Here is a 7,812-nt window from a genome sequence, read left to right on the forward strand (position 1 = left end):
AGTCCCGGCGCGGGTCCGGGACGGGCGCAACCAGGGGATCTACCTGCGGCTTTGGAAAGTCACGTGAGGTTCCTCGGCCATCCGAGGCAACCTCACGTGACTTTGCTCGGTCGCGTGCGACGGCCACGGCCACAGAGGTCACGATCGCCTCCCGGACCTTGCGTGCCTCGTAGGCCCGCTGCACGCAGTTCCGGGAGCAGTAGCGGCGGGGCTTGGTGCCACGGGACTCCGGCACGGGCTTGGTGTGGCAGTGCTCGCACAGCCGCCGTCCGTCGGCGTCCCTGGGGATGTCGGTGCTCATGACCGAGGACCGTACGCGGCACGTCTCATGGCGCGGCCGATCGGTCCGACGGACCGCCTGCACGAAGTGCCGGCGGGGCGAGGACCTCCCCGCGGATTCGGTCCCGGCCGGGACGGCGCGTACGTCTCCGACGGCCGCCGTACGTCACCGGGATGACGTACGGCGGCGAGTGGGTCAGTTCCGCAGCCGTGCGATGTGGCGGGCGGCCCGGTCGCGGCCAGCGTCGGCGTCGTGCTCCTGGTCGTGCTCCTGGTCGTCGTTCTCGCGTCGGCGTCGGGCAGCTGCTTCCTCGCGCCGGAGGGCGAGCGAGTCGAGCATCGCGGCGTACGCCTCCGCCACCTCAACGGAGGTGAGCACGACGACCGTGTCGGCGACGTCGGCGAGCGCCAGGACCTCACGGACGCGCTCGCCCATGGCGGCCGGGTCGGTGTTGCCGTCGGTGCCTTCGGCCGCCTGCACCGCCTCAAGGTCGAGCCCGCGGCGGGCGACGGCCGACCAGCCTTCATCCGTGACCGCGACCCCGGCCCGCAGTTCGCCGCCCTCGGCGTCGGCCGCCAAGAGCAAGTCGAGGTCGTCGTCTTCGGTGTCGCCGCCCTCGATGCCGAGGATCTGCCGCAGGTAGCGGGTCCACTCGATCGCCCGACGCCCCTTGGTCGCCCGCTCGTACTCGTGCCAGCGACGCAGGTTCCACTCCAGCGAACCCTGCCCGGCCGCCTCTTCCTCCGGGACACCGCCGGTCAGGTCGCCGATCCTGCCGAGCAGCTCGAACGGGACGACGTTCCCGCCGGTCGCCGACTTGAGGTCGGCGCGGGCGAGTTCGAGCGCTGGCGCCTTGCCGTCCTGCGTCTTGGCGATGTACTCGGCGAGGTCGTTCGCGTCGCGCTCGGTCTCCAGCCGCTTGAAGTCCACCCCATGGCGGTCGTCCGGCGTGAACGCCGGGTTGACCTTGCGCAGGGCGCCGGTCCACACCGAACGCCACTGGTCCTGCCACTCCGTCAGTGCGCTCTCGGTCGGCTCGAAGACGTCGACCACGCGCTTGTCGGCACGCTCGCCCTCGGTCCGGCCGCCCACGAACACGATCGCGTGGATGTGCGGGTGCCAGCCGTTGACCTGCCCCACGGTGACCTCGGTGGCCCGGATCATGCCGACGTAGCCGATTCGGTCTCGGATGCCGTCACGGTCGCGGTGGCGGTCGCCGTCCGAGGCCTTGCGTCCGGCCCACGTGCCGCCCGTGATGAGCCGCTGGTAGGCGCCGGGGCGCCGGGGGGCGTCCGGGGTCTTGCGGGTGCCCTGGAGGGCGTCCATGAGGTCGGCGAGGCGGTCGGTGTGTCCGTGGCGGGCGGTGAAGGTGACCAGGTAGGCGGTCCCGCCCTGCTTGATCCACTCCACCACGGCGGTGGTGATCTCCTCGGCCCGCTTGTGTCGGATCGTGGCGGCGCAGACCGGGCAGAGCCAGATGCGGCCGCAGCGCATCAGGCCGAGGACCACGGAGGTCCCGGCGGCGGTCTGAGCGACGATCACGCCGGATGCCGGGTCCATCAGGGCGCGTCCGCAGCCCTTGCACGCGGCGTCCCCGGTGACCCGCCACAGGGTCCGGCGGCGGGCGTAGCGGGCCGCCTTGCGGGCGCGGGCCGACGCCTCCCGGTCGACCGGCTTCCCCACCGCGACCGGATTTGCCCCCCGCCGCGTTTCCGCAGGTCGGAGGGGTGCGGGAAACTCTGTTGTTTCTTTCCCAAGGTGTTCGTTTTTGCCGTCGGCCAGCTTCCCCAGCCCACGGGTGATGGCTCGCTTCGCGGCCATGCGGCAGCGGTCGGAGCAGTAGATCTTGGGCCGTTTGCCCGGTGTGTGCTGAATCGGGGTCCCGCAGCAGCAGCGGGGGCCAGGCACGCGAGAGCCCCTGATCAGCGACGCGTCGACAGACGCGGTCGCCACGGGGGCCTGGGGTCCTGCATCATGGGAACGCACTACGTGAGCACCAATCCTTGTGGCCTAGGAACCGATGGATCTTGGTGTTCGCGGCAAGAGGTCCGGTGTTGGAGCACCGGGCCTCGCCGCGTTTCTGGAGTTGTTGAGGGACGAGCCTGCCACATGTGACGGACGTTCAGGGAGCCGACTCCCTGACCCTCTTGGGGCTGGTGTGACTTGAAGGGCCGAAGAAAGCCCCGCCGGTGGGACCGGCGGGGCGTTTTTGCTGGTCAGGCCTTGCGGGTCTTGGCGAGGACGATGTCGAGGCAGCCGCCCGGAAGGTCGATGGTCCAGTCGAAGTCATCCAGGGTGACGCCGTGCTTCACGGCGGCCAGGAGCAGGCTCTCCAGCAGGAGGCGCGCGTCCTCCCGCTGCTGGTCGGTGACCGGGTTGCCGCCGCGCCTCACGGCCGCGATGCGGTCGGCCGTCGTGCGGCCCTTGCTGTCGCTGTAGATCGGGTTGGGCTCGTCCATCGGTCGAGTCTCCTCGGGTGGGGGCCGGGGTGCCGGCCGTTTGGCAGGCCCCCGGCGGGCGAGTGGTCAGGCGGCCTGTGCGAGTCGGGCGGCGAGCTGGGTGGCGGCGGTGAGGATCACCCGGACCTCCGCCTCGGCACCGACGGGCAGCGCGGCCGGTCCGACGACCGGTGCCGGGGGCGGCGGGGTTGGTGCCGGGCGGCGGAGCAGGACCACGGCCAGGACCAGGACGCTGCCCGCGACGGTGGCGAGGTAGGCGAGAGCGATCACGCGGCCTCCTCACGGCCGGTGGCGCGCCGCCAGGCGTTCCGCAGTCGCGTCTCCCCGGCGGAGTGACCGGCCGCCCGGAACAGCGCCGCGACCTCCCGGTAGGAGACCGACCGGCCCCCTTGGGCCTCGGTGCCGATGATGTCGGTGACGATCCACTCAAGATCGGTGTCGGTCAGCGCGGGCGCGGCCTCGATGGCAGGCACGGCCTCCACCGGGCCCCACACCGGGAGTTCCCAACGGGCCTCCGTGACGCCCGTGACACCGGGCGTGACGCGCTCTGTCACGCAGGTCAGAGCACGTGCGGTGTCGTCGCCCTCGCGGGCCGCCTCCAGCGTCGACCAGGCTGCGGCGAGGGTCTCGGCGGTCTTGGCCTGCGTGCGTGCGACGCGTGACCCGGCCTCCGTCACGGCCGTCAGCCGGGTCTGCTCGGTGGCTGCCTGCGCGCGGAGTTCGGCGCGGGCGACGGCCGCCAGGTCGCGGGCGGTCTGCTGGATCTCCCGGATCCGGCCGATCGCGTCCGGGGTGAGCGCGGTCCGCTCCCACAGCCCGTGCACGAGCCACAGCGCCTTGGCGGCGAGCGGCAGCCAGGCGACGGCGAGCCATGGGCCGGCACCCCCGTCCTCGGCGGTCAGCGCGTGGGCGACCAGGACGCCGGTGCCGATCGCACCGAACATCCAGCCGACCGCAGTGACCGGGGCCGAGTGGTCGCCCTGCGCGGCCAGCCGCCGCTCGTAGGCGAGGGTGGCCAGCCATCCGCCGTCGATGCCGAGGCCGACGACCAGGGCGACCGGGAGGCCGACGGCCGGGCCGAGCCACATCACAACCACGGCCAGGGTGAGAACCATGGACACCGCCGTCATGGCGACGGCCGGGCCCACCGTGGCGAGCCTCTTGAGCCGCTTCATCGCTTGGCCCCCTTCGCGAGCTGGAGCGTGACGCCTCCACCGAGGCCGACGCTCCCGGCCGCCGTGATGATCTGCTCAGCCGCGTCGGCGGTCGCCTGCACGAGCAGCATCAGCAGGTAGATCACGAGGCCGGAGCCGAGGGCGGCGGCCAGGACCAGGACCACGGGCCCGGTGTACGAGCGGGGGGCCTGCTGCACGATCACGACCGTGCGCGGGTCGGCACCGGGCGGGACCAGGTCGGCCGGGACGTGCCCGGCGGCCTGCTGGGCGGTGAGGTGAGTACGCATCAGGCCGACACCTCCCCTGCCTGCGTTGTGGCGACGGACAGCGTGCCGTCCTCCGCCTTCACGATCTCGCCTGCGTCCACGAGCGACTTGACCGCCTTGGAGACGGTGCCCTTGTTGATACCGGTGACCAGGGCGACGTCAGCCGCCGTCTTGGCTCCCGCCCTGATCGCGGCCGCGACCTTCTCCCGGTTGGTCGGCTCAGGCCTCTTCTGCGCGGGAACCTCGGCCGCGGCCTCGGTCGCGGGCGGGGCGAGCAGGAAGTCGCCGTCCTTGATGAGCCGGAGGCCGAGCGGGCCGAGGTCGGGCGCGCCGGCACTTCGTGCAGGCGCGCCCTTGCGCTGCCAGATCGGCTGGTCCGGGAGCGCGATGACGTCCTTCGGGGACAGGGCGCGGGTCTTGACCGGGTTGGGCCTGTCCTTCGGGGAGTCGGTGCGGACCAGGGCGTAGCCGGGGGCCGGGAGCTCGTCCGCGTTCCACCCCTTGGCCTGCGCGTCCTCGCCGAGGACGGTGCGGGTTTCGGTCGGCGTGCGGACCGAGAGGCAGACCACGGTGGAGAGCTGCGGGGCGATCTGCGCCGGGATACCGGCGGACGCGCCGGACATGGTCGGCTTCTGCGTCGCCCACCACAGGTCGATGCAGGCGGCCCGGCCCATGCGGGCGATCGACTCCAGGCCCTCCAGCGCAGCCTTGGCGTTGGTCATGACCTCCGCGCCCTCGTCCACGAACACGGTGATCCGGGGGAGGTCGCGGGTCGGCTGGATGGTGTCCTCGCCGCGCGGGACCAGGTCGAGACGCTCGGTCATCTCCTCGACCAGCTCGGCGACGACGGCGATCACGTCCGCCGGGGTCGACGCGGTGCGGGCCCGGTGCTCCCACAGCCGGGCCTCGACCTTCTTCAGGTCGATGATCACCAGCGCGTGCGCCTCGCCGTCGGACGCCTCGAACAGCAGCGGGCGAGCCGACCAGCTCTTACCGGCGCCGGACCGTCCGGCGATCAGCATCCGCTGGCCGAGCCTGATCACCTTCTCCTCGCCGGTGACGGTGTCGACGCCGAACGCGGAGCCGGGAGTCCAGCGCAGGTCCGCGCCGTCGGCCGCGCTGCGGGTGCGGAAGACCATGACCGCCCAGCCGCCCCGGCTCCCGTCCTTGACCAGCATCGGCAGCTCGGTCCGCACGCCGAGCAGCGCGCGCACGTTGGCCTCGGCCTTCTTCAGCGCGTCGGTGGACCACTTGCCGTCCAGCCGCACCCCGCACTCGATCCCGGCCTGTGTGACCTCCGGGGGCGTGGTGACCGTGCCGCCCAACCCTCGCTCCTCGGCGTGGGCGACCCAGAACGCCGGGTCGAGCCGCTCGACAAGCTGCCGCTCCTCGATGCTCAGGTCGTCGTCGAGCCGCACGCGGACCTCGCGGCGACCGAGCCACAGCGCGCCCGTGTTCAGGGCGATCAGCCCGGCGGACGTAAGTGCCGGCCAAGTCGTCCAGTCGCCCGCGTCCGACATGACGTAGGTCGCGGCGACGGCCGGGACCGCGTGCAGCGCGTGCAGCTTGACCGCGAGCCGCGCGAGCGGCTGCGGGTAGTTCTTCCGCGCCGCGTCCAAGCCCTGCCGCGCGACCTTGGCGTGACCGCTCGCAGCCCGGTCGGCCGTACGGGCCGCGCGGCGCGAGGAGCTGAGCACCGAGGACGACTTCCGGGCCGCCTGCCGCTGGGCCTTGGCGGTGGCCGCCGTGGCGCGGGCGGACGTGTTCTTCTTCTGCGCCTCGATCAGCGCCTTGAGGTTCTCCGGGGTCCGGAGCGCCATCCGGCGGTCCGCCTCCGCATCCCAGCGGTGGGCGAACGGAGCGAACGCAGGCGCGCACGCATCGGCCATGTTCATGGCCGAACTGATCGCCGACTTGGAGCCGTTCGCGATCTTCGTAGAAACTGCCTTCAGGTCCACGGTTGTCCTTTCGCGAGGTACGTGGATCTAGGGCCGGAGACTCGTTCGCGCGGGGCTCCGGCCCGCCTGTTTTGTGGTGGTTGCTGCCTCGGTTGCGCTCGCGTGCCCGGTTGCACCCCCGCAACCGCGTGTGACCTGGGGGTTTCCAGGTTGACCCGGTTTCCGGGGAGGGGGCCCTACGCGTGCGCGCGCGAGAGACGCCTAGTTGATCTAGCTTTTGGACCAGGCTCGCGCCGTGTTCGGGGCCACCGCCGTCAGCTCGTTGATCCGGCGGTAGGGGACCTCCATCCGGACCGCCTCCGCGATCAGCGGGCGCAGCTCCCGGTCTACCTCTTCGAGTTGGGCCAGCAGCTTGATCCGCTTCTGTCCGAGCGTCTTGATCGCCTCTTCGGCTTCGGCCCTGAGTTCGGCCGGTGATTTCTGCGTCATGGCGTCAGCCTGACTGATTGTGTCAGTGTGCGTCACCTCAGCCGCCGTAGAAGATCCGGCCGCGACGCCACACCGGCTGTTCCTCAAGCCGCCTGTTCAGCTCGTCGTTGATCGCCCGCGCCTCCTGCGACTCATCGCCGTGACGTCCGTCCGGGTCCGGGCGCAGGTCCATCAGTCGCTTGATCTCGGCCCGCTGCTGCTTCCAGCCCATGGTCAGTCCCTCCCACAGTGGTGTTCTGGTTGCCGTGCCAGTTCAGATTGACACGTCGTATCAGCTTGCGCAAGCGAGTCAGGCTGCATTTTTCGCGTTCAAACTTTCTCTACTGGTTCAAGGCGGCCCGCGAGCGGGCCGCGCGGCCCGGCCCGCGTCCGGGCCCGCGCTCATGTCTCCGCCCCGCGCCGCCCCGGCCCCGGACCGGGCCGCCGGGCAGCCGGAGTTAACCGGGAATAGCCACTGACGGCCGTCTGACGGCCTCAACCCACGCCCCAGGGCACCGAGTCCACCGACGGGCCGTTCGAGGCTCCACGGGGCGCACAGCGGCTCTGTAGGCCTCCCCTGGTCCAACTGCGGCATCCCGCCGGGGTTTACATGGCCAGCCGTCCGCCGACTGCGGCCACGCCGTTGTGCTCGTAGACAGGCTGGCGGGGAGGGGAGGGGTGCCCGGCGGGCCTGAACGGCCGTCTGACGGGCCAGGAGTGGGGCGGGCCGCCGTACCCCCGCCGTCACGGATGCAGGCGCGTGAGGCGAACGCACCGCCCGTCTGTGGCGGGCGGGGAGCAGCTGCTGCCGCGATGGGGCCGAGCCCGGTGTTCCGCTCGGGCTTCGCGGCTCGCAGCCGCGAGTGTCGTCGTGGCTGGTCATCCGGCCGCGCGTTCGTGGGCGGCGAGGTGCCGGCGAAAGCGCCGCACGGCGAGCGCGACGGCCAGGCGGCGGGCGGCGGCCGGACCCCAGAAGGCGGCCAGGACCGCCCCCATGCCGAGGCCTGCGGCAGACCACAGACCCACCGCCTCCCGGACGATCAGCGTCACCCCGACCAGCAGCAACGCGGCGAGAGCTCCCGCTAAGTGCTGGTCCTGGTCGTGCTCCTGGTCCCACATCAGGCCGCCCTCCCCGTGATCACTGAGCGACCCACCGTAGTGATCAGGTCTGACGGTCCGGCGGCGGGGAGGACAGCAGACCAAGGCCACCGAACGGCAACGGGAGCTCCGGCTGAGCGGCCGGGGCATCCGGGGGCGGCACCTGGT

The 7,812-nt window shown here is 72.1% G+C and carries 10 protein-coding genes; all 10 read right to left on the reverse strand.

Annotation, left to right across the window (positions count from 1 at the left end; genetic code table 11):
- Positions 1 to 301: hypothetical protein (locus ACYQ8Q_RS44760; protein WP_460073924.1), on the reverse strand; the 301-nt coding region annotated here is incomplete at its 3' end.
- Positions 302 to 475: 174 nt separating this feature from the next.
- Positions 476 to 1,840 carry a rep family protein gene (locus ACYQ8Q_RS44765; protein ID WP_460073942.1) on the reverse strand — a complete coding sequence of 455 codons (1,365 nt, stop codon included), beginning with the start codon at positions 1,838 to 1,840 and terminating at the stop codon, positions 476 to 478.
- 656 nt (positions 1,841 to 2,496) lie between these two features.
- Positions 2,497 to 2,739 carry a hypothetical protein gene (locus ACYQ8Q_RS44770; protein ID WP_460073926.1) on the reverse strand — a complete coding sequence of 81 codons (243 nt, stop codon included), beginning with the start codon at positions 2,737 to 2,739 and terminating at the stop codon, positions 2,497 to 2,499.
- 66 nt (positions 2,740 to 2,805) lie between these two features.
- Positions 2,806 to 3,009 carry a hypothetical protein gene (locus ACYQ8Q_RS44775; RefSeq protein WP_460073928.1) on the reverse strand — a complete coding sequence of 68 codons (204 nt, stop codon included), beginning with the start codon at positions 3,007 to 3,009 and terminating at the stop codon, positions 2,806 to 2,808.
- Positions 3,006 to 3,914, reverse strand: coding sequence for a protein spdB (locus ACYQ8Q_RS44780; RefSeq protein WP_460073930.1), 909 nt, complete (start codon positions 3,912 to 3,914; stop codon positions 3,006 to 3,008). The genes ACYQ8Q_RS44775 and ACYQ8Q_RS44780 overlap by 4 nt, the downstream gene beginning before the upstream one ends.
- Positions 3,911 to 4,201: a hypothetical protein gene (locus ACYQ8Q_RS44785; RefSeq protein ID WP_460073932.1), complete on the reverse strand. Its 291-nt coding sequence runs from the start codon at positions 4,199 to 4,201 to the stop codon at positions 3,911 to 3,913. Before ACYQ8Q_RS44785 ends, ACYQ8Q_RS44780 begins: the two co-directional genes overlap by 4 nt.
- Entirely contained in the window at positions 4,201 to 6,138 is a 1,938-nt protein-coding gene (locus tag ACYQ8Q_RS44790; RefSeq protein WP_460073933.1) for a MarR family transcriptional regulator, read from the reverse strand. Before ACYQ8Q_RS44790 ends, ACYQ8Q_RS44785 begins: the two co-directional genes overlap by 1 nt.
- 210 nt (positions 6,139 to 6,348) lie before the next feature.
- Complete coding sequence (locus ACYQ8Q_RS44795) at positions 6,349 to 6,567, reverse strand: hypothetical protein (protein WP_460073935.1); 219 nt, start codon at positions 6,565 to 6,567, stop codon at positions 6,349 to 6,351.
- A gap of 37 nt (positions 6,568 to 6,604) precedes the next feature.
- A complete protein-coding gene (locus ACYQ8Q_RS44800) occupies positions 6,605 to 6,778 on the reverse strand; it encodes a hypothetical protein (protein WP_460073938.1) in 174 nt (57 codons plus the stop codon).
- A 647-nt stretch (positions 6,779 to 7,425) separates the two neighbouring features.
- The gene (locus tag ACYQ8Q_RS44805; protein WP_460073940.1) at positions 7,426 to 7,665 is read right to left on the reverse strand and encodes a hypothetical protein; all 240 of its coding nucleotides are present in this window, start codon (positions 7,663 to 7,665) and stop codon (positions 7,426 to 7,428) included.
- Positions 7,666 to 7,812: the final 147 nt, after the last annotated feature.

The sequence above is a fragment of the Streptomyces sp. YKOK-I1 genome (assembly GCF_054660435.1).

What these genes read in the sequence shown, in the direction of transcription:
- ACYQ8Q_RS44795 (WP_460073935.1), bottom strand. Translation starts at nt 6,567, where the DNA reads ATGACGCAGAAATCACCGGCCGAACTCAGGGCCGAAGCCGAAGAGGCG.
- ACYQ8Q_RS44800 (WP_460073938.1), bottom strand. Translation starts at nt 6,778, where the DNA reads ATGGGCTGGAAGCAGCAGCGGGCCGAGATCAAGCGACTGATGGACCTG.
- ACYQ8Q_RS44770 (WP_460073926.1), bottom strand. Translation starts at nt 2,739, where the DNA reads ATGGACGAGCCCAACCCGATCTACAGCGACAGCAAGGGCCGCACGACG.
- ACYQ8Q_RS44805 (WP_460073940.1), bottom strand. Translation starts at nt 7,665, where the DNA reads ATGTGGGACCAGGAGCACGACCAGGACCAGCACTTAGCGGGAGCTCTC.
- ACYQ8Q_RS44785 (WP_460073932.1), bottom strand. Translation starts at nt 4,201, where the DNA reads ATGCGTACTCACCTCACCGCCCAGCAGGCCGCCGGGCACGTCCCGGCC.
- ACYQ8Q_RS44780 (WP_460073930.1), bottom strand. Translation starts at nt 3,914, where the DNA reads ATGAAGCGGCTCAAGAGGCTCGCCACGGTGGGCCCGGCCGTCGCCATG.
- ACYQ8Q_RS44765 (WP_460073942.1), bottom strand. Translation starts at nt 1,840, where the DNA reads ATGGACCCGGCATCCGGCGTGATCGTCGCTCAGACCGCCGCCGGGACC.